Origin of the sequence: Pantoea phytobeneficialis (assembly GCF_009728735.1) — a bacterium.
Lineage (GTDB): Bacteria > Pseudomonadota > Gammaproteobacteria > Enterobacterales > Enterobacteriaceae > Pantoea > Pantoea phytobeneficialis.
In genome coordinates, this window is the sequence record NZ_CP024636.1 from 1,489,856 (window position 1) to 1,515,888 (window position 26,033).

The window sequence follows — 26,033 nt, forward strand, 5'->3', positions numbered from 1 at the left end:
CTAAATAATGCAACAAGACAAAGATCTCTCAACGTGGCAGACATTTCGCCGACTCTGGCCGATGATTGCGCCCCACAAAGCTGGCTTATTCGTGTCTGCTGTGGCGCTGATACTCAATGCGGCAGGCGACACCTTAATGCTCTCCCTGTTGAAACCTTTACTGGATGACGGCTTCGGTAAAGCTGACAAATCCGTGCTGTTGTGGATGCCGCTGGCGGTAATCGGTTTGATGCTGATGCGCGGAATAACCAGTTATATTTCTAGCTATTGCATTTCGTGGGTTTCCGGCAACGTAGTGATGAATATGCGTCGTCGCCTGTTCAGTCACATGATGGGTATGCCGGTGGCCTTCTTTGACCAGCAGTCGACAGGTACGTTGCTGTCTCGTATCACTTATGACTCCGAGCAGGTCGCTTCATCGTCTTCCAGTGCGCTGGTTACGGTGGTGCGTGAAGGTGCATCGATCATCGGCCTGTTCATCATGATGTTTTACTACAGCTGGCAGCTGTCATTGATCCTGATTGTTCTGGCACCGATCGTTTCCTTTGCGATTCGCAACGTCTCAAAACGCTTCCGTAATATCAGCAAAACCATGCAGAACACCATGGGACAGGTGACAACCAGCGCCGAGCAAATGCTGAAAGGGCACAAAGAGGTGCTGATTTTTGGCGGCCAGGAAGTAGAGTCCCAGCGATTTGCACGCGTCAGCAATCAGATGCGTCAACAGGGCATGAAACTGGTTTCTGCCTCGTCTATCTCTGACCCGGTTATTCAGCTGATCGCTTCTCTGGCGCTGGCTTTTGTGCTGTATGCTGCCAGCTTCCCAAGCGTAATGGATACATTGACCGCCGGTACCATCACGGTGGTGTTCTCCTCGATGATCGCCCTGATGCGCCCGCTTAAGTCGCTGACTAACGTTAATGCGCAGTTCCAGCGTGGTATGGCGGCTTGTCAGACGCTGTTCAGCATTCTGGATAGCGAGCAGGAGAATGACAGCGGTACGCGTCAGCTGGAACGCGCTAAAGGTGATGTGGAATTCCGTCATGTAACCTTCACTTACCCTGGCCGTGATACTCCGGCGTTGCGCGATATCAATCTGAGCTTACCGGCCGGAAAAACCGTGGCACTGGTGGGTCGTTCAGGTTCAGGTAAATCTACCATGGCGAGTCTGCTGACCCGCTTTTACGATATTCAACAGGGTGAAATCCTGCTGGACGGACACGATTTACGCGAATACACCCTGGGTTCGTTACGTAACCAGGTGGCGTTAGTGTCGCAGAATGTGCATTTGTTCAACGACACCATCGCGAATAACATCGCTTATGCACGCAATGAACAGTACAGCCGCGAAGAGGTTGAGCGGGCTGCGACTATGGCGCATGCGATGGATTTCATCAAAAAAATGGATAACGGGCTTGATACCGTCATCGGCGAAAATGGTGTGCTGCTCTCCGGCGGCCAACGTCAGCGTATCGCCATTGCCCGTGCTTTATTGCGTGATTGCCCAATCCTGATCCTTGATGAAGCGACTTCTGCTCTGGATACCGAGTCTGAACGTGCGATTCAGTCGGCGTTGGATGAATTGCAGAAAAATCGCACCTCGGTCGTGATTGCGCACCGTCTTTCAACCATCGAAAAAGCGGATGAAATCGTGGTGGTTGAAGATGGTCGTATTGTTGAGCGTGGTACGCATGAGGTTCTGCTGGCCGAAAAAGGAGCTTATGCACAACTTCACAAATTGCAGTTTGGCCAATGATTGAACGCATCTGGAGTGGGCGTTCGCCGCTGTGGCTGCTGTTATGGCCGCTCAGCCTGCTGTATGGGGCAGTCAGCTGGCTGATTCGCCTCAGTTTCCAGCGTGGCTGGCGTAAAAGCTGGCGTGCGCCCTGTCCGGTGATTGTGGTGGGTAATCTCACTGCTGGCGGTAACGGCAAAACACCGGTGGTTATCTGGCTGGTGCAGGCGTTGCAACAACGAGGTCTGCGTCCTGGGATAGTGTCGCGCGGCTATGGTGGTAAAGCTGAACGTTATCCACTGTTAGTCGATGCCGAAACGTCCACCGAGCTGGCAGGTGATGAGCCGGTGTTGATAGCTCAACGTACCGGTGCGCCGGTCGCGGTGGCCCCGCAACGTCGTGTTGCCGTCGAGGCCTTATTGTCCCGGCAGCAGCTGGATGTGATTATCACCGATGATGGATTGCAGCATTACGCTCTGCAACGTGACCGCGAGTGGGTCGTGGTGGATGGCGTACGTCGTTTCGGCAATGGCTGGTGGTTGCCCGCCGGGCCAATGCGCGAACGAGCTTCCCGTCTTGATCAGGTTGATGCCGTTATCGTGAACGGTGGTGAAGCCAGTGGTCGTGAAATCGCTATGACATTACAACCAGGTCAGGCGATAAATCTCGTTACCGGGCAAAGCGCCAGCCTGGCACAGTTGCCATCGGTGATCGCCATGGCCGGTATTGGGCATCCGCCTCGTTTCTTCACTACCCTGAAGCAGCAAGGGTTACAGCCTGTTGCGGAAATCGCTTTTGCTGACCATCACGCTTATAGCGAAGCCGAATTAAGCAGCCTGACGCAACAAGGGCAGTGTCTGCTGATGACGGAAAAAGATGCAGTGAAATGCCGCGCGTTTGCGCGTGAAAACTGGTGGTATTTACCCGTCGATGCGCATCTTGCAGGGGCGTCCTTGCCTGTGCTGTTAGATGACATCACGCAACTTTGTCTCAACGCCCGCGACGCAAAATCGCGCTAAAACTGACAGGGAAACTGAGTAATGACCCGCGCTGATTCCCTCTCTTTACAGACCGCTCGCAATCTCCATCTTTCCGCTCAGGGGCTGCTTCGGCCTGCCGGGCGGCGGGCCCGTTTCGCTGATATTCATGCCACTATCCGTCAGATGTCATTGCTGCAAATTGACACCATCAATGTGGTGGCGCGCAGCCCCTATCTGGTGTTATTCAGCCGTCTTGGTGACTACCCGATAACCTGGCTGGATGAGTCGCTGGCATCGGGCGAGTTGTTTGAGTACTGGGCGCATGAAGCCTGTTTTATCCCGCGTGAAGACTACCCGTTGCTGCGCCATCGCATGCTCGATCCTTCGCGCCTTGGCTGGAAATATAACGCGCAGTGGGTTGAAGAGCATCAGCAGGAGATTGCCGACCTGCTGGAGCATATCAACGCTAACGGTCCGGTGCGTGCCGCTGATTTTGCCACGGAAAAGCACAGTAAACCGGGCTGGTGGGCGTGGAAGCCGCATAAACGCCATCTGGAAAACTTGTTTAGTGCAGGGGAGTTGATGGTGGTAGAACGCCGCAATTTCCATCGAGTGTATGACCTACAGCAACGGGTGATGCCGGACTGGGATGATGAGCAGCACGCGCTCAGTGAAGAGGACGCTGTGGTCAGTATGCTCAACCACAGCGCGCGTAGTCTGGGTATTTTCCGCCCCACCTGGTTGGCTGATTACTATCGGCTGAAGCGGGTTGCATTGAAACCCTGGCTTGAGGCCGCGCAGGAGCGGGGCGAGATTATTCCGGTGCAGGTTGAGCAACTGGGCGAGATGTGGCTGCATCATGAGTTACTCCCGCAACTGGAAAAATCGTCGGCAGCCACCCATACCGCGCTGCTTTCTCCCTTTGACCCGGTGGTATGGGATCGACGCCGGGCGCTGGAACTGTTCAATTTTGACTACCGCATCGAATGCTATACGCCAGCGGAGAAGCGTAAGTTCGGCTACTTTGTGCTGCCGGTTTTGCATCGTGGCGTACTGAAAGGTCGGCTCGATGCGAAGATGGATCGCCAGGCGCAGCAATTGGTGATCCGCGCTTTCTGGCTGGAGGAGGGGGTACGTGTGACGGCCAGCTTTGTCAATGACGTTCAGCGTGCCATCACGCGATTTGCCCAATGGCAGGGGGCCAGTGAAGTGTTGATTGAACAGGCACCATCGGCATTGCGTGCTGCCTGGTCAGATCGCTGGACAATAACTGCGTAGTGGATTCCGGCACGTTGTCTCGCGCTACGCTATGGTATGCTTATTACCTGACGAATCGATCCGGTATGGAGGAGATTATGGATCACCGTTTGCTTGAAATTGTGGCCTGCCCGGTTTGCAATGGAAAACTGTACTACAACAAAGAACAGCAGGAGTTAATCTGCAAACCCGATGGGCTGGCATTCCCGGTGCGCGATGGTATTCCGGTATTACTGGAAAACGAAGCGCGAACCTTGTCTGTTGAAGAGATCCATCCATGAGTTTCGTCGCCATTATTCCGGCGCGCTACGCTTCTACGCGTCTGCCGGGCAAGCCATTGGTGGATATTCTTGGTAAACCGATGGTGGTGCATGTGATGGAACGTGCGCGTGAATCCGGTGCCGATCGGGTGATTGTTGCCACGGATCATCCTGATGTTGCGGCGGCGGTAGAAGCGGCAGGTGGTGAAGTCTGCATGACGCGTGCTGATCATCATTCCGGTACCGAGCGCCTGGCGGAAGTGATTGAAAAATATCAGTTCCCGGATGACACCATCATTGTCAATGTGCAGGGTGACGAGCCGATGATCCCGCCAGCGATTGTGCGCCAGGTGGCGGCAAACCTGGCTGAGGCTGATGCGGGTATGGCGACCCTTGCGGTGCCCATCCGTGATGCGGAAGAAGCGTTCAACCCAAATGCGGTAAAAGTGGTTACTGATGCGCAGGGTTATGCACTTTACTTCTCGCGCGCCACGATTCCGTGGGATCGCGAGCGTTACGCGAAATCGCGCGAGCAGGCTGGCGATACGCTGCTGCGTCATATTGGTATCTATGCTTACCGCGCTGGCTTTGTCCGTCGTTATATCTCGTGGCAACCCTGCCCGCTGGAGCAGATTGAGTTGCTCGAGCAGTTGCGTGTCTTGTGGTATGGCGAGAAGATCCATGTCGCCGTAGCAGAAACGGTGCCCAGCGTTGGTGTTGACACCCCGGAAGACCTGTTGCGCGTTCGCGCTGCCATGCAGGCTTAATCCCGCAGCGGCCAGCTTTTGCGGCTGGCCCTGCTGTTCTTTGATCTGGCGCATCGCTCTGCGCTACCGTGACCTCCAGGATATTTAAGTCACTTTCTCAGGAGGATGACGCATGGAACAGCTTCGCTCAGAACTCACGCTGGTGCTTGGTGAAAGCGTCGGCCGTCTTGAAACCATCAGTGAACAATCCCAATCGCGGCTTTACGCGTTATATGACGCCGCCGATAAACCGATGCCGGTTGTCGCGAAATATTTCCGTCATCAGGGGCGCGCAGCGTTGGAAGCCAAAAAGCTGGCGATGCTGGGCCGCGATGGATTAATTGCAGTACCGGCGGTGTTTGGCCTGGTACTCAGCCAGCAGAAACCGGTACACGAAATGTTGCTGATGGCACGTCTCAATGGTGTGTCTGCCGAAGCGCCCGCGCGAACGGCTGCACGTTGGGGGCAGCTTTGCGAGCAGGTGGTTGAAGGCTTACTGGCGTGGCATCGCATTGACAGTCATGGACTGGTCGGCAGCATCGACAGCATTCAGGAAAACAACTGGCCTGCCTGGTATCAGCAGCGGGTCGAGGTGTTGTGGTCAACGTTAGGCTACCTGTCGCCCCCCGATTTCACCCTCGACGATCGGCAAATTCTGTTTCGTAGCCGTCAGCAACTGACCCGATTATTTCAGGGGTTTGACGATCCCTGCGTGCTGATCCACGGCAACTTGCGGCTGGCGAGTATCATGAAGGATGTGCGCAGTGATCAACTGGTGGCAATGACACAACCCGGCAATGTGTTGTGGGCGCCACGCGAATTTGAACTGATGCGGCTGGGTGACAACGGGGCAGAAGCCTCGCTGTTGCAGCACTATTTGCAGCGTGCACCGGTCGCAGAAGGATTTCTCTGGCGGCGCTGGCTGTATCAACTCTGGGATTGTATTGATACCCTGGTCAGCACCGGCCAGTTCGACCGTCCACGCTTTGATAACGCGCGTGAACAGTTACTCCCCTGGCTGGGATGAGGTGAGGTCATCACCGCGTAGCGACTGCCACGCCTGCCCCAGGGTTTCATAAATTGCCCGCTCGCTATGGCTGAGCCACAACGGTGAAGGGATCGCGCGCTCCCAGCCGTTTAATGGCGAGGTGATGGCCAGTTGATTGGCCGGGGCAGCCAGTGGATTAAGTCCGGCACGCTGGAAGAACTGCATCGCCCGTGGCAGATGATTGGCGGATGTCACCAGCAGGAAGGGATGTTGCCCCACGGCGATTTTTACGGCCTGCGCTTCTTCCCGGGTATCTTTAGGCTGGTCCAGCACGATAATTGCGCTGTCGGGGACGCCGAGGCTCTCCGCCACCATCGCTGCCACGCGGCCATTGCTCATGGGGTTATCTCCTGCTGCCGCACCGGTAAAAATCATCTTCGCCTGCGGATAACGTCGCCATTGACGCACCCCTTCAGCCACCCGAGGCAGACTATTCCCAATCAGGTTCGAACTGGGTGCCCATTCCGGATTAAAGGTGTATCCGCCACCCAACACCACGATATAATCGACGCTGACAGAACGGTTCCAGGTCGGATAGGCCTTTTCCAGTGGCAGCAACAGGCGATCGGCTACCGGTTGCAGGCTGAGTAACAGCAGCAACAGCCAACTGATTGATATCAGGATTTTGCCGCTTTTCTGCCAGCGGCTGAACCAGAGCAATAAAAGTCCGGCTGCCATCAACGACAGCAGCAGTGGCAAGGGCAGTAACATTCCCCCGATCACTTTTTTTAACGTGAAAAACATCGAAAATTGCTCCTTTTGGCCGAAAAAACAGCAGCCAGACACTAACCACGGGATGAAAGGTTCATTCTTATTGCGCCTGTGACAAAATAGCACAAGTTGAAGGCAGCAGAACGGAGCGACCAGCATGCAGGATCGTAACTTTGACGATCTCGCGGAGAGATTTTCAAAGAACATATATGGCACCAAAAAAGGCATGGTGCGTCAGGCGATCCTGTGGGATGAGCTGGATACGTTGTTGCCGACGCTGCCCGCCGGGCCGCTGTCGGTGCTGGATGCCGGTGGCGGAGTAGGGCAAATCTCCAGCGGTCTGGCGGCGCGCGGCCATCAGGTGTTGTTGTGTGATCTGTCTGCGGAGATGTTGAAGCTGGCGGAAGCGCATGCCCTTGCCGAGGGTGTGAGCCACAACATGCAATTCAAACAAATTAGCGCGCAACAGGTCGGCGAACATTTGGATAAGCCAGTTGATCTGGTATTGTTTCACGCTGTGCTGGAATGGGTCGCGCAACCCGAGGTGGTATTGCAGGCGTTATGGCACACCCTGAAGCCCGGTGGCGTGTTGTCGCTGATGTTTTTTAATCGCCATGCCTTAACCATGCGCCTGCTGACCCTTGGCAATTTCGGCTATCTACAGGCCAATATGTCCAAGCGCAAGAAGCGCACGCTGTCGCCCGATTATCCACGCGATCCCGAAGAGGTGTATCGCTGGCTGACAGATTGTGGATTTGAGATTGAACAGCGCGCTGGCATTCGTGTCTTTTGTGACTACATGAAAGAACAGTCTGCCGCCGTGAAAGACGTTGAGTCCATTATTGAGATGGAACGGCGCTACTGTCGCCAGGAGCCCTTTTTAAGTTTAGGGCGTTATATCCATGTGACCGCGCGCAAACCCAGGTAGAAGGACCAACTATGAGCGATTTTTCCCAGACGGTGCCCGAACTGGTGGCATGGGCGCGCAAGAACGATTTTTCGCTTGCGCTGCCGGTTGAACGTCTGGCGTTTTTGCTGGCTATCGCCACCCTGAACGGTGAGCGGATGGACGGTGAGATGAGTGAAGGCGAGTTGATTGACGCATTTCGTCATGTCAGTAAAGCGTTCGAACAAACCCACGAAACCGTTCAGGTGCGTGCCAATAACGCCATCAACGATATGGTGCGGCAGCGTCTGCTCAACCGTTTTACCAGCGAACTGACGGAAGGCCATGCGATTTACCGCCTGACGCCGTTAGCTATCGGTATCACTGACTACTATATTCGCCAGCGTGAGTTTTCCACCCTGCGTCTGTCGATGCAGCTGTCGATCGTGGCGCAAGAGCTGAAACGTGCGGCGGATGCTGCGGAAGAAGACGGTGATGAATTTCACTGGCATCGCAACGTGTTTGCGCCGCTGAAATATTCGGTGGCGGAGATCTTCGACAGTATCGACATGACGCAACGCCTGATGGATGAACAGCAGCAGGCGGTGAAGACCGATATCGCCGATCTGCTGAACAAAGACTGGCGCGCGGCGATCTCCAGTTGTGAAATGCTGCTGTCAGAAACCTCCGGCACCCTGCGTGAGTTGCAGGATACGCTGGAGGCGGCGGGCGATAAGTTGCAGGCCAATCTGCTGCGTATCCAGGACGCTACCCTGAGCAGCCCGGATCTCGGTTTTGTCGACAAGCTGGTGTTTGATCTGCAAAACAAGCTGGATCGCATTATCAGCTGGGGCCAGCAGGCTATTGACCTGTGGATCGGTTATGACCGCCATGTTCACAAATTCATTCGTACCGCCATCGACATGGACAAGAACCGCGTATTCGCCCAGCGTTTACGTTTGTCGGTACAAAACTATTTCGACCAACCCTGGGCGCTGACTTACGCCAATGCCGACCGCCTGTTTGATATGCGCGACGAAGAGATGACGCTGCGTAACGACGAGGTGATGGGCGAGCTGCCGGCGGAGCTGGAGTACGAAGAGTTTAACGAGATTCGTGAGCAGCTGGCGGCGATGATTGAAGAAGCCTTACAGGTGTATAAGCAGGAACACAAACCCCTTAACCTCGCGACGGTGATGCGTGACTATCTGGCGCAATATCCGCGCGCGCGTCATTTTGATCTGGCGCGCATTGTCATCGATCAGGCGGTTCGTCTTGGCGTCGCCGAGGCTGATTTAGCCGGTCTGCCTGCGGAATGGCAGACCATTAATGAATACGGAGCCAAGGTGCAGGCACATGTCATCGACAAATATTGAACAAGTGATGCCAGTCAAACTGGCGCTGGCACTGGCAAATCCCCTTTTTCCTGCGCTCGATAGCCAGTTACGCGCAGGACGCCATATTGGCATCGAAGAGCTGGATAATCATGCTTTCCTGATGGATTACCAGGAGTATCTGGAAGAGTTTTATGCGCGTTACAACGTGGAACTGATCCGCGCGCCGGAAGGTTTTTTCTATTTGCGCCCGCGTTCAACCACGCTGATCCCGCGCTCGGTACTGTCCGAGCTGGATATGATGGTCGGCAAAATCCTGTGTTACCTCTATCTCAGCCCGGAACGTCTTGCCAACGAAGGCATTTTCACCCAGCAGGAGCTGTACGATGAGCTGCTGTCGCTGGCGGATGAGAGCAAACTGCTCAAGCTGGTGAACCAGCGCTCCACCGGTTCTGACCTCGATCGTGCCAAGTTGCAGGAGAAGATGCGTGCTTCACTGAACCGCCTGCGTCGTCTCGGCATGGTGTGGTTTATGGGCAATGACAGCAGCAAATTCCGTATCACCGAATCGGTGTTCCGGTTCGGGGCGGATGTGCGCAGCGGTGATGATGCCCGCGAAGCGCAGCTGCGTCTGATTCGCGATGGTGAGGCCATGCTGATTACAACTGCTCCGGCCACCGAAGAAAGCGACAACGACGCCGAGAATGAAGCGAGTGATAACGCGGAGGATGAACAGGCATGATTGAACGCGGTAAATTTCGTTCGCTAACGCTGATCAACTGGAACGGCTTCTTTGCCCGTACCTTTGATCTTGATGAATTGGTGACCACGCTGTCAGGCGGCAACGGTGCGGGTAAATCCACCACGATGGCGGCCTTTGTCACGGCGTTGATTCCGGATCTGACGCTGCTGCATTTCCGTAACACCACCGAAGCCGGGGCGACCTCCGGTTCGCGCGACAAAGGTTTGCACGGTAAATTGCGTGCGGGCGTCTGCTATGCGGTGCTGGATGTCGTCAACTCACGTCATCAGCGCGTAGTGGTGGGTGTGCGTCTGCAACAGGTCGCCGGGCGTGATAAGAAGGTGGATATCAAGCCGTTCAGCATTCACGGCCTGCCCACCGATACACAACCTACCGATATCCTGACTGAGATCCTCGGCAGTCGCCAGGCGCGTGTGTTGCCGCTGACCGAAGTGAAAGATCGTGTCGAGGCGCAGGAAGGCGTGCAGTTCCGCCAGTACAGCTCGGTAACGGATTATCATGCCACGTTGTTCGAACTTGGCGTGGTGCCGCGCCGCCTGCGTACCGCGGGCGATCGCAGCAAATTCTATCGTCTGATTGAAGCGTCGTTATACGGCGGTATCTCCAGCGCCATTACCCGATCGTTACGTGATTACCTGCTGCCGGAAAACAGCGGCGTGCGTAAAGCCTTCCAGGATATGGAAGCGGCACTGCGTGAAAACCGCATGACGCTGGAAGCGATTCGCGTTACCCAGTCAGACCGCGATTTGTTTAAGCATTTGATCTCCGAAGCGACCAGCTACGTTTCGGCGGATTACATGCGTCACGCCAATGAACGTCGCATCCACCTGGATGGCGCATTGCAACTGCGTAATGAGCTGTTTACCAGCCGTAACCAACTGGCGTCGGAACAGTATCGCCACATCGAAATGGCGCGAGAGCTGTCTGAGCACAGCGGCGCGGAAAACGATCTGGAAACCGATTATCAGGCAGCCAGCGATCACCTGAATCTGGTGCAGACGGCGATGCGTCAGCAGGAGAAGATCGAGCGTTACGATGCCGATCTGGAAGAGCTGACTTACCGTCTCGAAGAGCAGAACGAGGTGGTGGCTGAAGCGCGTGAAGTGCATGAAGAAAATGAAGCACGCGCCGAAGCGGCAGAAGTGGAAGTGGATGAGCTGAAAAGCCAACTGGCCGACTTCCAGCAGGCGCTGGATGTGCAGCAAACCCGCGCCATTCAGTATCAACAGGCATTGCAGGCACTGGATAAAGCCCGTACACAGTGTCAATTGCCGGATCTGTCCATCGATAACGCTGCGGAGTGGCAGGAAACTTTTCAGGCTCGCGAAGAAGAAGCGACCGAAAAACTGTTGCGTCTGGAACAGAAACTCAGCGTTGCTGAAGCGGCGCACAGCCAATTTGAACAGGCACTGGCGCTGGTTATCAGCATTGCTGGTGACGTTAACCGTCAGGATGCCTGGCAGGTCGGGCGTGAATTGCTGCGTGATGCGGCCAATCAGCGCCATCATGCCGAACAACTCTCCTCGCTGCGTCTGCGTCTGAACGAGCTGGAACAGCGTCTGCGCGAGCAGAACGAAGCCGAGCGTCTGCTGGCAGATTTCTGTAAGCGTCAGGGGCAGCAATATGATGCCGATGCGCTGGAAGGCTTACAGCGTGAGCTGGAAGCGCAGATTGAGCAGCTGAGCAGCAGCGTTGCCGATGCCGGTGAACGCCGTATGCTGATGCGCCAGGAGCTGGAGCAACTGCGTGAGCGTATCACCGCGCTGACCGCGCGCGCGCCGCACTGGCTGGCTGCGCAGGAGATTCTGACGCAGCTGAGCGAGCAAACCGGACAGCAGCTGACCAGCAGCCAGCAAATCACCGAATTTATGCAGCAGTTGCTGGAGCGCGAGCGCGAAACCACCGTCGAACGTGATGAGGTGGCGGCACGTAAACGTGACGTTGAGAAGCAAATCGAACGTCTCAGCCAGCCGGGTGGTGCAGAAGATGCACGTCTGACACAGCTTGCTGAGCGTTTTGGCGGCGTATTGCTGTCTGAAATTTATGATGATGTCACGCTGGACGATGCGCCGTACTTCTCCGCGCTCTATGGTCCATCGCGCCATGCGATTGTGGTGCCGGATCTCTCACTGGTGCGTGAGCTGCTGAATGGCCTGGAAGATTGCCCGGAAGATCTGTATCTGATTGAAGGGGATCCGCAGTCATTTGATGACAGCGTTTTCGGCGTTGATGAGCTGGAAAACGCGGTAGTGGTGAAGGTGGCCGAGCGTCAGTGGCGCTACTCCCGCTTCCCGAAGGTGCCGCTATTTGGCCGTGCCGCGCGTGAGAATCAGCTGGAGCTGTTAAACAACGAACGCGATCAACTGGCGGAACGTTATGCAACGCTCTCCTTTGATGTGCAGAAAACCCAGCGCCTGCATCAGTCATTCAGCCGCTTTATCGGCAGCCATTTAGCGGTAGCGTTTGACGAAGACCCGGAAGCCTTGATTCGCCAGCTCAACAGCCGTCGCGGCGAACTGGAACGCGCGCTGAGTCAGCATGAAAACGATAACCAACAGCAGCGCATGCAGTACGAACAGGCGAAAGAGGGCGTGGCCCAACTGAACCGCCTGCTGCCGCGCGTGACGCTGCTGTTGGATGATACGTTGGCGGATCGCTGTGAAGAGATCCGTGAGCGCGTCGAAGAAGCACAGGAAGCGGCGCGTTTCCTGCATCAGCACAGTAACAAACTCGGCAAACTGGAGCCGTTGTTGCCGGTGCTACAGAGCGATCCGCAGCAGCATGATCAGCTGGAGCGTGATTATCAGCAGGCGCAGCAGTTGCAGCGTGAGGCGCGTCAGCAGGCGTTTGCGCTTACCGAAGTGGTTCAGCGTCGCGCACATTTCAGCTACGAAGACTCGGCTGGCATGCTGACCGGTAACAGCGACCTCAACGAGAAGTTACGTCAGCGTCTCGAGCAGGCAGAGGGTGAGCGCAGTCGCGCCCGCGAACGTCTGCGTGAACATCAGGCTCAGTTGACGCAATATTCCCAGGTGCTGGCTTCCCTGAAAAGTTCGTATGACGCTAAGCGCGATATGTTGAAAGAGTTGCAGCAGGAGATGCAGGACATCGGTGTGCATGCCGATGCCAGCGCCGAGGAGCGTGCACGCGCCCGCCGCGATGAACTCTATACCGCGTTAAGCCATAACCGTGCGCGTCGTAACCAGTTGGAAAAACAGCTCACTTTCTGCGAAGCAGAAATGGACAGCCTACAGAAGAAATTGCGCAAGCTGGAGCGTGATTATCACCAGATACGCGAGCAGGTTGTCACGGCGAAAGCGGGCTGGTGCGCGGTGCTGCGCCTGGTGAAAGAAAATGGTGTCGAGCGACGCCTGCATCGTCGTGAACTGGCTTATCTGAGCGGCGATGAATTGCGTTCAATGTCGGATAAGGCGTTGGGCGCCCTGCGTCTGGCGGTGGCGGATAACGAACATCTCCGCGATGTATTGCGGATGTCGGAAGATCCGAAACGTCCGGAGCGTAAAATTCAGTTCTTTATCGCGGTCTACCAGCATCTGCGTGAGCGTATTCGTCAGGACATCATTCGTACCGATGATCCGGTGGAAGCGATTGAGCAGATGGAGATTGAGCTGAACCGCCTTACGGAGGAGCTGACGGCGCGCGAGCAGACGCTGGCGATCAGTTCGCGCAGCGTCGCCAACATCATTCGTAAAACCATTCAGCGTGAGCAGAACCGTATTCGTCAGCTTAACCAGGGCTTGCAAGCGGTCAGCTTTGGTCAGGTGCGCAGCGTGCGGCTGAACGTGAACGTGCGTGAAACGCACTCGATGCTGCTGGAAACGCTGTCAGAGGAACATGAACAGCATCAGGATCTGTTTAACAGCAATCGCCTGACCTTCTCTGAAGCGCTGGCGAAGTTGTATCAGCGCCTGAATCCACAAATCGATATGGGCCAGCGTACGCCACAGACCATTGGTGAAGAGCTGCTCGATTACCGCAACTACCTGGAGATGGAGGTTGAGGTTAACCGTGGCTCCGATGGCTGGCTACGCGCGGAAAGTGGTGCGCTCTCAACCGGTGAAGCGATCGGTACCGGTATGTCGATTCTGGTGATGGTGGTGCAGAGCTGGGAAGAGGAGTCACGCCGTTTGCGTGGCAAAGATATTTCCCCATGCCGTCTGCTGTTCCTCGATGAAGCCGCGCGTCTTGATGCGCGTTCCATCGCCACTTTGTTTGAGTTGTGCGAGCGTCTGGAAATGCAGTTGGTGATTGCCGCCCCGGAAAATATCAGTCCGGAAAAAGGGACCACTTATAAACTGGTGCGTAAGGTATTTAACAACACCGAACACGTTCATGTAGTGGGCCTGCGTGGCTTCTCAGCGGATCCGGCACCGGTGAAGCGAGAAAATAACGCGCCGGACCTGGAAACAGAAAATTCGTAGCGGGAATTGTGGTTAAAATTCATCGCTACAGTTAATGTGTAAACGGCATTTGCTACCAGAGGCAAATGCCGTTTTTATTTGTATACTCAAAAATATGTATAAGGTAGTACACAGCATAGCGAGTCGGCTGTGTCTTAGGCGAGAAGGGGGCCAGGGATGTTGCTGAATAATAAGAGCAGATTTAATCGTGCTGTCATAGCACTCAGTTTGTCACTGGTATTGTCGCCACTGGCGGCCAGCCATGCGGCAATTATCGCAGCGCTACCGGGTACGACGCACCATACTCTGTCGGTCGCGGATAGCCAGCGTCAGATTCAGCAGGTTTTCAGCCCCAGCGAACAACCGTTCTATCTTCCCGGGCTGGCAGGCATTTATGCCGCCCGTAATATGGCGCCGTTGTGGCAGGACCGCACGGCGGTGCAGGCGTTTCAGCAGCAACTGGCGGAAGTGGCATTATCCGGGGTACAGCCGCAGTTTACGCGCTGGGTAGGGTTACTGACCAACCCAGCGATAAAAGGGCTGGCACGCGATATCGTGCTGAGTGATGCCATGTTGGGCTATCTGCAATTTGTCTCCGGCGTGCCGACGCAGGGCGAAACCTGGTTGTACAGCAACGTGCCGTACAAGATGGCGATGCCCACCATTGCGACGATTAACCAGTGGCAAAACGCGGTAAATGGTGGTGGAAGCCGTGCCTTTGTCATCTCGCTTGAGCCGCAACATCCGCAATACGCTCCCATGCACGCAGCGCTGAAAACCCTGTTGACCGACAACCGCCCGTGGCCGCAATTACGTGATAGCGGTACGCTGCGGCCCGGCCAAATCAGTAATGATGTGCCTGCCCTGCGTGAGATTTTACAACGTACCGGCATGTTGACCGGGCATAGCGCGACACCGACGCCCGCAGACGATGCTGTGCCTGTGGCACCGGTGCCGGTCAGTCAGAGTGCGCAGCCCGTTGCGGTCAGCCCCTCGGCAGCCAACGTGAATGATCTCTCCGCTCAGGCACCACAAGCGCCGGGTAATGTCGCAGCGAATCCCGTGCAATCGGCCAACAATGTCTATGATGCTGCGCTGGTGGACGGCGTAAAGCGCTTTCAGCATTGGCAAGGCCTGGCCGATGATGGCGCGATTGGTCCGCGCACTCGCGAATGGTTGAATGTCTCACCGCAAATGCGCGCCGCCTTGCTGGCACTCAATATCCAACGGCTGCGTTTGCTGCCGGATGATATGCATAACGGTATCATGGTCAATATCCCCAACTATTCACTGACCTACTACAACAATGGTGCCACCATCCTGTCGTCACGCGTGATCGTCGGACGTCCCGATCGCAAAACGCCGCTGATGCGCAGCGCATTGAATAATGTGGTGCTCAATCCGCCGTGGAATGTGCCGACTTCGCTGGTGCGCCAGGACATTGTGCCGAAGGTCAAACAGGACCCGGGTTATCTTTATAAACACGGTTATACCCTGTTGTCAGGCTGGAGCGCTGATGCGCAAGTCATCGATCCCTCCACGCTCGACTGGAATATGGTTTCAGCCGCCAGCTTCCCTTACCGTATCCGTCAGGCTCCTGGCGCAATGAATTCGCTGGGGCGTTATAAATTCAATATGCCCAGCTCGGATGCCATTTATCTGCACGATACGCCGAACCACAACCTGTTTCAGCGTGATATTCGTGCGCTCAGCTCTGGCTGTGTCCGGGTGAATAAGGCGTCTGAACTGGCGGATTTGTTGCTTCAGGATGCGGGGTGGAATGACAGCCGTATCTCTGACACCCTGAAAGAGGGTAGCACGCGCTACATCCCGATTCGTCATCGTATCCCGGTTAACCTCTATTATCTGACGGCCTGGGTGGCGGAAGATGGTCAACCGCAATATCGTACAGATATTTACAATTATGATAATCCGGCCCGTTCGGGGAGTCAGGTGCTGACCAAAGCTGGTCAATTGCTACTCTAGTGATTGATTTAATTCATCTCCTTTCTGGTTAACTTTCATACAACCGGCAGCAAAATTGCGATTTTGCGCCGGTTCTGCATTTTCTTTCCCTTATTCTGGGTTGACTGAGTCTGAGGCTAACGTTAATGTTCCGCCTTGTGTGCTTTTTACACATTTTTTTATCGCTTTAATCTCAGGTAACCCCGTTTCATGGCTAATTTTGATTCTCAGCGTCGCAAATTGCTCCTGATCGGAGGCGCAACGGCAGGTCTGGCACTTCTTCCTGGCTCTGCACTGGCCTCGATGTCCACCTCCCGGCCGCGTATTTTGACGCTTAATAACCTTCACACCGGTGAAACCCTCAAAACAGAGTTTTTTAACGGCAAGAGTTATGACAAGGATGAGTTAGCTCGCTTAAATCACTTCTTCCGTGATTACCGCGCCAATCAGATCAAAACCATCGATCCACATTTGTTTGATCAGATTTATCGCCTCCAGGCCGCGCTGGGAACACGTAAACCGATTCAACTGGTTTCAGGCTATCGCACCATTGCTACCAACAATATGTTGCGTGAGTCCGGTCCTGGCGTGGCGAAACACAGTTATCACACCAAAGGTCAGGCGATGGACTTCCATATCGAAGGCATTTCCCTGAGCAATGTTCGCAAAGCGGCGTTATCTCTGCGTGCAGGTGGTGTAGGATATTACCCGCGCAGCAACTTTGTTCACATTGACACCGGTCCTGTAAGGCACTGGTCGTAAAAACCGACAGCGCTGCGTGTGTCGGTCATGGAGCGCTATGAACTACCTCATCATTCCAGTCACCGCATTTTCCCAGAATTGTTCTGTCATCTGGGGTGACGATACTCAGCAGGCTGCGCTGGTGGATCCGGGCGGCGATGCTGCAACCATTATCGCCGTACTATCAGAGCGTGGTATCACGCCGACGCAGATTCTGCTGACGCATGGGCATCTCGATCATGTGGGTGCTGCGGCTGAACTGGCAGCACATTTTCAGGCGCCGATTGTCGGACCACAGTTACTGGATGCTTTCTGGCTGGAGGCATTGCCGACTCAGAGTCGCATGTTTGGTCTGCCGGAATGTGCACCGTTAACGCCAGACCGCTGGCTGGAAGAGGGTGAAACGGTGCAGGTCGGTGAAGTGACACTGGAAGTGCTGCATTGTCCGGGACATACTCCAGGCCATATCGTGTTTTTTGACCGCGCCGGTCGTCTGTTGATCTCAGGTGATGTGATTTTTAACGGTGGTGTCGGTCGAACCGATTTTCCGCAGGGCAGCCACAGCGATTTAATCGCGGCTATCAAAACCAAACTGCTGCCGCTGGGCGATGATGTGACTTTTGTACCAGGACATGGCCCGATTTCCACGCTGGGCCGCGAACGTATCAGTAATCCATTTCTGCAATAAAATTGCATGCTTAAACCGTAGCGGCGTAATTTATCACGCGTCTTTTTCGCAATGCGTGATAAATCGCGCCGCTACGGGTTAATCCTTACAGCACTGCCACAATCGCTTCGCACAGCGCCGACATATTGTCTGGCGTCATTCCCGCGACGTTAACTCGTCCTGAATTCACCGCGTAAACCCCAAACTCTTCACGCAGACGCACCACCTGATCTTTGGTCAGGCCGCTGAACGAGAACATGCCGTTCTGCTTAATGATAAAGCTGAAATCCTGCTCTGCGCCGCTTGAGGCCAGCGTGTTAACGAACAGCTGACGCATACGCTGAATACGCTGGCGCATATCGGTCAGTTCCTGCTCCCAAATGGTACGCAGCGCGTCATTGCCCAGAATGGTCGCCACCACCGCCGCACCGTGGGCCGGTGGGTTAGAGTAGTTAGCGCGAATGCTGTACTTCACCTGGCTGAACGCAGTTTTTGCCACATCGCTATTGGCGGCAACCACCGTCAGGGCACCCACACGTTCGTTATACAAGCCGAAGTTTTTTGAGTATGAGCTGGCAACAATCAACTCCTGATGCGAAGCGGCAAAAATGCGCAGGCCTTCTGCATCTTCATCCAGACCACGGGCAAAGCCCTGATAGGCGAAATCAAACAGCGGCAGCCAGCCATTTGCCTGAGACAGGGCGGCCAGTTGCTGCCATTGCTCGGTTGTAGGATCAATACCGGTTGGGTTGTGACAGCAGCCGTGGAACAGCACCACATCACCGGCTTTCGCTTCACGCAGTGACGCAACCATGCCGTCAAAATCCAATGTATGGTTAGCGGCATCGTAATACTGATAATCGCAGACCTCGAGACCCGCAGCGTTGAAGACGTTTTTGTGGTTCGGCCAGCTCGGATTGCTCACCCAGACACGTTTTACGCTGGTCTGATTGGCGAGGAAATCGGCAGCAACGCGCAGTGCGCCGGTACCACCCGGCGTTTGAGCGGTGCAGGCACGCCCAGCGGCAATCAGCGCGCTCTCTTTACCAAACAACAGTTCCTGCGTGCAACGAGCAAAATCAGCCAGGCCATCAATGCTGAGGTAATTCTTGGTGGTCTCATTTTCCAGCAAGTATTGTTCAGCTTTTTTCACACTGGTGAGCACCGGCGTTTTTCCGGTTTCATCTTTATAAACACCAATGCCAAGGTTGATTTTATTCGGGCGGTCGTCGGCGCGAAACAGGTCGGCCAAACCAAGGATAGGATCGGCGGGTGCGGCAGAGATCGATTCAAACATGAGTCAGGTCCAGTTGCGTGAACTTTAGCGAAATGAGCTATCAGGTTAGCGTCAGTCGCCACTGTTGCCAACCGTTGAGACGAAAAAGAAATAATGCCACGGCTGCGATTAATGCCGCTTATTGCGAAGTGGATCACTGAAAAGCAAAACGGAGCCTTCAGGCTCCGTTTTAAAGGTATTACGCGTTACTAATCGGCAGATTAGAACTGGTAAACCAGACCCACTGCAACTACGTCGTCGGTAGCCAGACCCAGCGGGTTGTTGTCGTCCAGCTGGTTGATTTTGTAATCAACATAGGTAGACATGTTTTTGTTGAAGTAGTAGGTTGCGCCCACTTCAACATATTTGTACAGGTCAGCATCGCCGATACCTTCGATGTCTTTGCCTTTAGACTGTACGTAGGCGATAGACGGACGCAGGCCGAAGTCGAACTGGTACTGAGCAACGAATTCCATAACCTGAGTTTTGTTAGCAAAACCGTCAGCACCGGTGATTTCGTTGCTGATGTAGGTTGCGTTACGGGTTTCGCTGTACATTGCTGCCAGGTATACGTTGTTCGCGTCATATTTCAGAGCAGTTGCCCACTGCTGAGCTTTGTCGCCACGACCGTAGGTCGCTGAGTTCTGCGCGTTGGTGCGGTCGCCTGAACCATAAGCACCTACGATGCCAACACCGATCGGAGAGGTATAGGAGATTGAAGTACCCCAGCCGTCACCGTTAGCACGACGAATTTCGTCACGATCGTTTTTGCCCTGGTACTGAACAGCGAAGTTCAGGCCATCAACCAGGCCGAAGAAGTTGCTGTTACGGTAGGTAGCCAGACCAGTAGAACGGCCAGCCAGGAAGTTGTCAGAGTAACCAGAGTCACCGCCGTATTCCGGCAGCATATCGGTCCAGCCGATTGCATCGTAAACCACGCCGTAGTTACGACCGTAGTCGAAAGAACCTGCGTCAGCAAATTTCAGACCTGCAAAGCCCAGACGGGTTTTGTTGCCATTTTGCGCGTCAGTTGAACTTTCTGAGTTGTTAGCCTGGATGTTGTATTCCCACTGGCCGTAACCGGTCAGTTGGTCGGTGATCTGAGTTTCACCTTTGAAGCCGAAGCGCACATAAGTCTGGTCGCCATCGTTGTCTGTGTCGTCAGAGAAGTAATGCAGACCATCAACTTTACCGTACAGGTCTAATTTGTTGCCATCTTTGTTGTAGATTTCTGCTGCGTTTGCTGCACCAGCAGCTAACAGAGCAGGGATAACCACTGCAAGAATGTTGCGCTTCATCATTTTTTATTACCCTCATTGGAGTTATTTGGACACCTGCCACTGCCGTCAAGAAACCTTTACGGGAACCTTGAAAGAAGTTTGGTGTCTCCTGTGTCTGCACGCATCTTTCCATCCCGGGGTTGGTAATTCTACCCCGAAAATGCTACTAATCTCGCAATTAGGTATCAAAAAGAAAAAATGTATTACAAGATGTAAATTTTCGGGAACTTTGTGAGAGAACTCTAAATTTACAAAAATAAAAAAAGGCCGGCATAGCCGACCTCGTTATATATATGAATTACTTATAATTAATCGCGAATTTTAGAAATTGGCGTTGCGCGGCGTACGTGGGAAGGGGATAACATCCCTTACATTTTGTACACCAGTGACATACGCGATTAATCGTTCGAAACCTAAGCCGAAGCCAGAGTGTGGCACGGTGCCGTAACGACGTAAGTCACGGTACCACCAGTAATCTTCTTTGTTCAGACCCATCTCAGCCAGGCGTGCATCCAGAACATCCAGACGTTCTTCACGCTGCGAACCACCGATGATTTCACCGATGCCAGGCGCCAGGACATCCATCGCTGCCACGGTTTTACCATCGTCATTCATACGCATGTAGAACGCTTTGATATCCTTCGGATAGTTTTTCACCACCACTGGGGCTTTGAAGTGTTTCTCAGCAAGGTAGCGCTCGTGTTCTGACGACAGATCGACACCCCAGGAGACCGGATTTTCGAAGCTCTGGCCGCTTTTCAGCAAAATCTCGATTGCATCGGTGTAGTCCACCTGAGCGAAATCTGCATTAACAAAACGTTCCAGGCGAGAAATCGCATCTTTGTCTACGCGCTCTGCAAAGAACGCCAGGTCATCAGCGCGCTCTTCCAGCACCGCCTTAAACACATACTTCAGCATGGCTTCCGCCAGGGCCGCGGCATCATCCAGTGTCGCGAACGCCACTTCCGGTTCCAACATCCAGAACTCAGCCAGATGGCGACTGGTGTTGGAGTTTTCAGCACGGAAGGTTGGGCCGAAGGTGTAGATTTTGGACAGCGCACAGGCATAAGTTTCGCCGTTCAACTGGCCGGACACCGTCAGGAAGGCTTCTTTACCAAAGAAGTCTTTGTCGTAATCGACTTTGCCCTGCGGGTCACGCGGCAGGTTTTCCATGTCCAGCGTAGAGACGCGGAACATCTCACCGGCACCTTCGGTATCCGAAGCGGTGATCAGCGGCGTGGAAACCCAGAAATAACCGTTTTCATGGAAGAAGCGATGCAACGCCTGCGCCAGGGTGTGACGAGTACGTGCCACCGCGCCAATCAGGTTAGTGCGCGGGCGCAGGTGCGCCACTTCACGCAGGTATTCGATGCTGTGACGTTTGGCAGCCATCGGATAGGTGTCCGGATCGTCCACCCAGCCCACTACTTCAACCTGAGTGGCTTGCAGTTCAAACGTCTGACCTTCACCCGGCGATTCCACCACTTTGCCGGTCACAATCACCGAGCAGCCCGTGGTCAGACGCAGCACTTCGTCCTGATAATTATTCAGAGAATTATTGACGACAGCCTGAACGGGATTAAAGCAGGAACCGTCATAAACGGCGATAAAGGAAAGACCGGCTTTGGAATCTCTTCGGGTACGCACCCAACCACGTACGGTGACTTCACTGTCAACCGCGACACGGCCGTGCAGTACATCCGCTACAGGCACTACGCTCATAAATATCTCTCTATATATTAGGATGAAGTCAATTTATACATTCCCCATACCGGGGTTTTGCTATGTTACTTACGAGCCATCAGGAAACAAGCAAAATTGCCGGGATACGGGGAGATTTGTTGCAGCACAGCAGGGTACAGGTACCCTGCTGTCGGGTGGTTAGCTGGCTCTTTTCACCAGCGGCAGGTCGAAGGCTTTACGCAGAGCGCGAACGAAGGCTTTATCCTGGCAGATAGTTTTACCGGGGCTGTCGGAAAGTTTAGCCACCGGCTTGCCGTTGCAGCTCACCAGTTTGATCACGATATTCAGGGGGGTTACGCCCGGAATATCGCAGGTCAGGCGCGTGCCGATACCAAACACCACATTGGCGCGCTGACCAAAGTGGCGATACAGCGCCAGCGCTTTGTCCAGATCGAGATTGTCGGAGAACACCAGCGTTTTGCTTTTCGGATCAATATCCAGTCGCTGATAGTGGGCGATGGCTTTCTCCCCCCATTCCACCGGATCGCCGGAATCATGGCGCAATCCCTGATAGCGGTTGGCAAAGCCGGGACCGAAATCGCGCAGGAAGGCATCCATAGTGATGCAATCGGTCAGTGCGATGCCGAGCTGCTCGTCGTACTCATCCAGCCAGGATTGCAGCGCAGCACGCTGGCTATTGGCCAACACCGGGCTGATCTGCTGATGTGCCTGGAACCACTCATGCGCCTGGGTGCCGACCGGGTTAAGTTGCAGACGACGGGCCAGATCATAGTTGCTGGTACCCACCAGCCACGGGAAATCCTGCTTCAGGGTGCTGACGATGGCTTCCTGCACTGGCTGGGAATAGCGGCGACGCGTACCGAAGTCCATCAGATGGAAGCGGGACATATCCAGGTCGCTGACCTGCCGGCGAAAGTCCGTCAACTTTTGTTGCAGGTGATCGACTGCCTGCGCGACACCGATCTGCGGGGTGCGGTGACGGTGCACCAGCTCACTAATCAGTGCCAGCAATGGCACTTCCCACAGAATCACCTCACGCCATGGACCGCTAATCTGGATCGCCAGCTTACCGTGATCATTACGCACCACGACCTGGCTGGGATCGAAGCGGAAACCGCGCAGCCAGCTGAGATAGTCAGCGTCAAAAAAGGGAAGGGCAGAAAGATAACGATATTCCTCTTCACTCAGGGCGAGAGAGTGCATCGCATCAATATGGGTGCGGAGTTCATCCGTGTAGACGCCGAGTAACTCGGTGCCGCGGCAGCGAAATTCCGCCGTGACCGGGACATCGTAGTAACGATGATATACGGCCTGCTGCATATGAAGCTTGTAGGCATCGGTATCAAGCAGCGTGGTCAAAATCGGGGAAGCGTGTCCTGTCATGGTGCGTTTCAGCATCCTCTTCCGCGGAGCATAGCCCGGTGTTCAACAAAGTCATAAAGACGCAGGAGTATAAAACAGTAATAGACCGCGATCACACCATATTTGCAGGGGGCAGGTCGATGGTCATTTGTGCCATTGTTAATAAATTGTAGCATTTTCTGCTAAGGCACGCATTGTGCGTGGCAAGTGAGGCCCAACCCGCTTAGACTTTGACGGGTATACCTTTTAACGATGCGAGAAGGATTTATGACGCAACAGCCGCAAATAAAATATCGTCACGACTACCGTGCACCCGATTTCACCATCACTGATATCGATTTGACGTTTGACCTTGATGCGGCCACCACGCGCGTCACCGCGGTCAGCCAGGTGAAGCGTTTAGGCAACAGCCAGGCTGAGCTGCGTCTGGATGGGGAAGATTTGACCCTGGTATCACTGGCGGTGGACGGCACTCCGTGGACGCATTATCGCGAAGAAGAGGGCGCGCTGGTGTTGAGCCAGGTGCCAGACACCTTCACCCTGACCATCATCAATGATATCCACCCGGACCAAAACACCGCGCTGGAAGGTTTGTATAAGTCAGGTGAGGCGCTGTGCACGCAATGTGAAGCCGAAGGTTTCCGTCATATTACCTGGTATCTGGACCGCCCGGATGTGCTGGCGCGTTTTACCACCACCATTATCGCCGATGCCACGCGCTATCCGTACCTGCTCTCCAATGGCAACAAGCTGGAGAGTGGTCGTCATGAAGATGGTCGCCACTGGGTCAAATGGCAGGACCCGTTCCCGAAACCCTGTTATCTGTTTGCGCTGGTCGCTGGTGATTTTGATGTGCTGCGCGACAGCTTTACCACCCGCTCAGGCCGTGATGTGGCGCTGGAGATCTTTGTCGATCGCGGCAACCTTGACCGTGCCGACTGGGCAATGACCTCGCTGAAAAACAGCATGAAGTGGGATGAGGAGCGTTTTGACCTCGAATATGACCTCGATATCTTTATGATCGTCGCGGTGGATTTCTTTAATATGGGCGCGATGGAGAATAAAGGGCTGAACGTCTTTAACTCTAAATACGTGCTGGCGAAAGCGGAAACCGCCACCGACAAAGATTACCTCGGTATTGAAGCGGTGATTGGTCACGAATATTTCCACAACTGGACCGGCAACCGCGTCACCTGCCGTGACTGGTTCCAGCTCAGCCTGAAAGAGGGGCTGACAGTGTTCCGCGATCAGGAGTTCAGCTCAGATCTCGGTTCCCGCGCGGTGAATCGCATCGATAATGTGCGCGTGATGCGCGGCGCGCAGTTCGCTGAAGATGCCAGCCCGATGGCACACCCGATTCGCCCGGATCAGGTCATTGAGATGAACAACTTCTACACCCTGACGGTGTATGAAAAGGGTTCAGAAGTGATTCGCATGATGCACACCCTGCTGGGCGAAGAGAATTTCCAGAAAGGGATGCAGCTCTATTTTGAGCGCCATGATGGTAGCGCGGCGACCTGCGACGATTTCGTGCAGGCGATGGAAGATGCGTCTAATGTTGACCTGTCACAGTTCCGTCGCTGGTATAGCCAGTCTGGTACGCCGGTGCTGACGGTGCGCGATGATTACAACCCGGAGCTGGAGCAATATACGCTGCACGTTACCCAGCACACGCCACCGACCGCCGAGCAGAAAGAGAAGCTGCCGTTACATATCCCGCTGGATATTGAACTGTATGACGGTGAAGGCAAGGTGATCCCGCTGCAACACAATGGTCATCCGGTGCACCATGTGCTGAACGTCACCGAAGAGTTCCAGAGCTTCGTATTCGATAAGGTTTATTTCCAGCCAGTGCCCTCATTGCTGCGCGAATTCTCTGCGCCGGTGAAGCTCGACTATAAATGGAGCGATGCACAACTGACGTTCCTGATGCGTCATGCCCGTAACGACTTTTCCCGCTGGGATGCAGCACAAAGCCTGCTGGCAACCTATATCCGCCTGAATGTCGCGCGTCATCAACAGGGGCAACCGCTGTCGCTGCCGCTGCATGTGGCTGATGCCTTCCGTGCGGTGTTGCTGGATGAGCAGGGCGATCCGGCGCTGATGGCGCTGATTCTGTCGCTGCCTTCGGAGAATGAAATCGCTGAGTTGTTTGAGGTGATTGATCCGCAGGCCATTGCTGAAGTGCGTGAGGCGCTGGTGCGCACCCTGGCGAAAGAACTGAGTGATGAGTTCCTGGCGGTTTATCGTGCCAATCAGAGCCATGAGTACCAGGTTGAGCATGCGGAAATCGGTAAACGCGCGCTGAAGAACGTCTGCCTGAGCTACCTGGCCTTTGCTGACGTCGAACAGGCTGACAAGCTGGTACAGGCGCAATATCAACACGCCACCAACATGACTGATGCGCTGGCGGCAATGTCGGCGGCGGTTGCTGCACAACTGCCGTGTCGCGATAGCTTAATGGCGGCCTATGACGAGCGTTGGCATCAGGATGGTCTGGTGATGGACAAATGGTTTGTGCTACAGGCCACCAGTCCGGCGTCTGACGTGCTGAGCAAGGTGCGTGAACTGCTGCATCATCGCTCTTTCACCATGGGTAACCCCAACCGCATTCGTTCGTTGATTGGCGCTTTTGCCTCGGCTAATCCGTCGGCCTTCCATGCCAAAGATGGCAGCGGTTATCAATTCCTGGTGGAGATGCTGACCGATCTCAACACGCGGAACCCGCAGGTTGCAGCGCGCATGATCGAGCCGCTGATTCGTCTGAAGCGTTACGATGCCGGGCGCCAGGCGTTGATGCGTCAGGCGCTGGAGACGTTGAAAGGACTGGATAAGCTGTCTGGCGACCTGTATGAGAAGATCACCAAAGCGTTGAATGCGTAATTAACCGTAGCGGC

General features: G+C 54.6%; 19 protein-coding genes. 14 read left to right on the forward strand and 5 right to left on the reverse strand.

The window, feature by feature from the left end; all coding sequences use genetic code 11:
• Positions 1 to 7 precede the first annotated feature (7 nt).
• From msbA to CTZ24_RS06845, 6 genes are all read left to right on the forward strand, one after another.
• Positions 8 to 1,756, forward strand: a complete 1,749-nt coding sequence (gene msbA / locus CTZ24_RS06820) for a lipid A ABC transporter ATP-binding protein/permease MsbA (RefSeq protein WP_021182607.1) — start codon at positions 8 to 10, stop codon at positions 1,754 to 1,756.
• Positions 1,753 to 2,754 (forward strand): tetraacyldisaccharide 4'-kinase, encoded by a 1,002-nt coding sequence (gene lpxK / locus CTZ24_RS06825; RefSeq protein ID WP_208725125.1) that lies wholly within the window; start codon positions 1,753 to 1,755, stop codon positions 2,752 to 2,754. Before msbA ends, lpxK begins: the two co-directional genes overlap by 4 nt.
• Positions 2,755 to 2,775: 21 nt before the next feature.
• Positions 2,776 to 3,993: a winged helix-turn-helix domain-containing protein gene (locus CTZ24_RS06830; protein ID WP_208725126.1), complete on the forward strand. Its 1,218-nt coding sequence runs from the start codon at positions 2,776 to 2,778 to the stop codon at positions 3,991 to 3,993.
• Between the two features lie 77 nt (positions 3,994 to 4,070).
• On the forward strand, positions 4,071 to 4,253 hold the full coding sequence (locus tag CTZ24_RS06835; protein WP_013508517.1) for a Trm112 family protein: 183 nt from the start codon (positions 4,071 to 4,073) through the stop codon (positions 4,251 to 4,253).
• A complete protein-coding gene (gene kdsB / locus CTZ24_RS06840; RefSeq protein WP_208725127.1) occupies positions 4,250 to 4,999 on the forward strand; it encodes a 3-deoxy-manno-octulosonate cytidylyltransferase in 750 nt (249 codons plus the stop codon). The genes CTZ24_RS06835 and kdsB overlap by 4 nt, the downstream gene beginning before the upstream one ends.
• A gap of 112 nt (positions 5,000 to 5,111) precedes the next feature.
• Positions 5,112 to 6,005, forward strand: coding sequence for a YcbJ family phosphotransferase (locus CTZ24_RS06845; protein WP_208725128.1), 894 nt, complete (start codon positions 5,112 to 5,114; stop codon positions 6,003 to 6,005).
• Here the strand turns inward: CTZ24_RS06845 and elyC are convergent.
• Positions 5,985 to 6,770: an envelope biogenesis factor ElyC gene (gene elyC / locus CTZ24_RS06850; RefSeq protein WP_208725129.1), complete on the reverse strand. Its 786-nt coding sequence runs from the start codon at positions 6,768 to 6,770 to the stop codon at positions 5,985 to 5,987. The genes CTZ24_RS06845 and elyC overlap by 21 nt on opposite strands.
• A 124-nt stretch (positions 6,771 to 6,894) precedes the next feature.
• Between elyC and cmoM the strand changes: the two genes are divergently transcribed.
• The 7 genes from cmoM to CTZ24_RS06885 all read left to right on the forward strand — a co-directional run bounded on the left by cmoM (position 6,895) and on the right by CTZ24_RS06885 (position 17,535).
• Positions 6,895 to 7,665 (forward strand): tRNA uridine 5-oxyacetic acid(34) methyltransferase CmoM, encoded by a 771-nt coding sequence (cmoM, locus tag CTZ24_RS06855; RefSeq protein ID WP_021182613.1) that lies wholly within the window; start codon positions 6,895 to 6,897, stop codon positions 7,663 to 7,665.
• 11 nt (positions 7,666 to 7,676) lie between these two features.
• Positions 7,677 to 8,999 (forward strand): chromosome partition protein MukF, encoded by a 1,323-nt coding sequence (mukF, locus tag CTZ24_RS06860; protein ID WP_021182614.1) that lies wholly within the window; start codon positions 7,677 to 7,679, stop codon positions 8,997 to 8,999.
• The gene (gene mukE, locus CTZ24_RS06865) at positions 8,980 to 9,699 is read left to right on the forward strand and encodes a chromosome partition protein MukE (RefSeq protein WP_021182615.1); all 720 of its coding nucleotides are present in this window, start codon (positions 8,980 to 8,982) and stop codon (positions 9,697 to 9,699) included. Before mukF ends, mukE begins: the two co-directional genes overlap by 20 nt.
• Entirely contained in the window at positions 9,696 to 14,162 is a 4,467-nt protein-coding gene (mukB, locus tag CTZ24_RS06870) for a chromosome partition protein MukB (protein WP_208725130.1), read from the forward strand. The genes mukE and mukB overlap by 4 nt, the downstream gene beginning before the upstream one ends.
• 156 nt (positions 14,163 to 14,318) lie before the next feature.
• Positions 14,319 to 16,127 carry a L,D-transpeptidase gene (ldtD, locus tag CTZ24_RS06875; RefSeq protein WP_208725131.1) on the forward strand — a complete coding sequence of 603 codons (1,809 nt, stop codon included), beginning with the start codon at positions 14,319 to 14,321 and terminating at the stop codon, positions 16,125 to 16,127.
• A 189-nt stretch (positions 16,128 to 16,316) separates the two neighbouring features.
• Positions 16,317 to 16,868 (forward strand): peptidoglycan L,D-endopeptidase MepK, encoded by a 552-nt coding sequence (gene mepK / locus CTZ24_RS06880; protein ID WP_021182618.1) that lies wholly within the window; start codon positions 16,317 to 16,319, stop codon positions 16,866 to 16,868.
• Between the two features lie 37 nt (positions 16,869 to 16,905).
• Entirely contained in the window at positions 16,906 to 17,535 is a 630-nt protein-coding gene (locus tag CTZ24_RS06885) for an MBL fold metallo-hydrolase (protein WP_021182619.1), read from the forward strand.
• An 85-nt stretch (positions 17,536 to 17,620) separates the two neighbouring features.
• Here the strand turns inward: CTZ24_RS06885 and CTZ24_RS06890 are convergent, their stop codons facing one another.
• The 4 genes from CTZ24_RS06890 to pncB all read right to left on the reverse strand — a co-directional run bounded on the left by CTZ24_RS06890 (position 17,621) and on the right by pncB (position 23,172).
• Positions 17,621 to 18,811, reverse strand: a complete 1,191-nt coding sequence (locus tag CTZ24_RS06890; protein WP_021182620.1) for an amino acid aminotransferase — start codon at positions 18,809 to 18,811, stop codon at positions 17,621 to 17,623.
• 200 nt (positions 18,812 to 19,011) lie between these two features.
• Positions 19,012 to 20,091 (reverse strand): porin OmpF, encoded by a 1,080-nt coding sequence (gene ompF, locus CTZ24_RS06895; RefSeq protein ID WP_302474906.1) that lies wholly within the window; start codon positions 20,089 to 20,091, stop codon positions 19,012 to 19,014.
• Between the two features lie 300 nt (positions 20,092 to 20,391).
• Complete coding sequence (gene asnS, locus CTZ24_RS06900) at positions 20,392 to 21,792, reverse strand: asparagine--tRNA ligase (RefSeq protein WP_208725132.1); 1,401 nt, start codon at positions 21,790 to 21,792, stop codon at positions 20,392 to 20,394.
• 159 nt (positions 21,793 to 21,951) lie between these two features.
• The gene (gene pncB, locus CTZ24_RS06905; protein WP_021182623.1) at positions 21,952 to 23,172 is read right to left on the reverse strand and encodes a nicotinate phosphoribosyltransferase; all 1,221 of its coding nucleotides are present in this window, start codon (positions 23,170 to 23,172) and stop codon (positions 21,952 to 21,954) included.
• A 231-nt stretch (positions 23,173 to 23,403) separates the two neighbouring features.
• Between pncB and pepN the strand changes: the two genes are divergently transcribed.
• The gene (gene pepN / locus CTZ24_RS06910) at positions 23,404 to 26,019 is read left to right on the forward strand and encodes an aminopeptidase N (RefSeq protein WP_208725133.1); all 2,616 of its coding nucleotides are present in this window, start codon (positions 23,404 to 23,406) and stop codon (positions 26,017 to 26,019) included.
• Positions 26,020 to 26,033 lie beyond the last annotated feature (14 nt).

Excerpts from the sequence above, each read along its gene's own strand:
- ldtD (WP_208725131.1), top strand. The coding sequence starts at position 14,319 with ATGTTGCTGAATAATAAGAGCAGATTTAATCGTGCTGTCATAGCACTC.
- pncB (WP_021182623.1), bottom strand. The coding sequence starts at position 23,172 with ATGCTGAAACGCACCATGACAGGACACGCTTCCCCGATTTTGACCACG.
- mukF (WP_021182614.1), top strand. The coding sequence starts at position 7,677 with ATGAGCGATTTTTCCCAGACGGTGCCCGAACTGGTGGCATGGGCGCGC.
- mepK (WP_021182618.1), top strand. The coding sequence starts at position 16,317 with ATGGCTAATTTTGATTCTCAGCGTCGCAAATTGCTCCTGATCGGAGGC.
- CTZ24_RS06890 (WP_021182620.1), bottom strand. The coding sequence starts at position 18,811 with ATGTTTGAATCGATCTCTGCCGCACCCGCCGATCCTATCCTTGGTTTG.
- lpxK (WP_208725125.1), top strand. The coding sequence starts at position 1,753 with ATGATTGAACGCATCTGGAGTGGGCGTTCGCCGCTGTGGCTGCTGTTA.
- asnS (WP_208725132.1), bottom strand. The coding sequence starts at position 21,792 with ATGAGCGTAGTGCCTGTAGCGGATGTACTGCACGGCCGTGTCGCGGTT.
- pepN (WP_208725133.1), top strand. The coding sequence starts at position 23,404 with ATGACGCAACAGCCGCAAATAAAATATCGTCACGACTACCGTGCACCC.
- CTZ24_RS06885 (WP_021182619.1), top strand. The coding sequence starts at position 16,906 with ATGAACTACCTCATCATTCCAGTCACCGCATTTTCCCAGAATTGTTCT.
- CTZ24_RS06835 (WP_013508517.1), top strand. The coding sequence starts at position 4,071 with ATGGATCACCGTTTGCTTGAAATTGTGGCCTGCCCGGTTTGCAATGGA.
- mukB (WP_208725130.1), top strand. The coding sequence starts at position 9,696 with ATGATTGAACGCGGTAAATTTCGTTCGCTAACGCTGATCAACTGGAAC.
- CTZ24_RS06845 (WP_208725128.1), top strand. The coding sequence starts at position 5,112 with ATGGAACAGCTTCGCTCAGAACTCACGCTGGTGCTTGGTGAAAGCGTC.
- CTZ24_RS06830 (WP_208725126.1), top strand. The coding sequence starts at position 2,776 with ATGACCCGCGCTGATTCCCTCTCTTTACAGACCGCTCGCAATCTCCAT.
- msbA (WP_021182607.1), top strand. The coding sequence starts at position 8 with ATGCAACAAGACAAAGATCTCTCAACGTGGCAGACATTTCGCCGACTC.
- cmoM (WP_021182613.1), top strand. The coding sequence starts at position 6,895 with ATGCAGGATCGTAACTTTGACGATCTCGCGGAGAGATTTTCAAAGAAC.
- elyC (WP_208725129.1), bottom strand. The coding sequence starts at position 6,770 with ATGTTTTTCACGTTAAAAAAAGTGATCGGGGGAATGTTACTGCCCTTG.
- mukE (WP_021182615.1), top strand. The coding sequence starts at position 8,980 with ATGTCATCGACAAATATTGAACAAGTGATGCCAGTCAAACTGGCGCTG.
- kdsB (WP_208725127.1), top strand. The coding sequence starts at position 4,250 with ATGAGTTTCGTCGCCATTATTCCGGCGCGCTACGCTTCTACGCGTCTG.
- ompF (WP_302474906.1), bottom strand. The coding sequence starts at position 20,091 with ATGATGAAGCGCAACATTCTTGCAGTGGTTATCCCTGCTCTGTTAGCT.